The sequence below is a fragment of the Achromobacter sp. 46006 genome (assembly GCF_059761975.1).
Genome location: NZ_JCBANN010000158.1, coordinates 1 through 255 on the forward strand (window position 1 = coordinate 1; position 255 = coordinate 255).

Here is a 255-nt window from a genome sequence, read left to right on the forward strand (position 1 = left end):
GCTGGCCGCTCAGGGCGCGGCTGCCGACGCAGGAGATGCCGTAGTCGCTGGGTTCTTCCGACAGGAAGTCGATGACTTCGAAGGGGTGTTCCAGTTCGATGCCCTGTTCATGCAGGGTGTGGGCGACCTCGATGCCGGCCAGCACGCCGATGATGCCGTCGAAGCGGCCGCCGCTCATGACGGTGTCGCAGTGCGAGCCGGTGGCGATGGGCTGGCGTTGCGCGTTGCGGCCGGCACGGGTGCCGATGAGGTTGC

1 pseudogene is annotated in these 255 nt (G+C 67.8%); it reads right to left on the reverse strand.

The features are described from left to right. Positions 1 to 255 (reverse strand): annotated as a pseudogene (locus AC6LKG_RS26620) (Zn-dependent hydrolase); the annotation flags it as partial.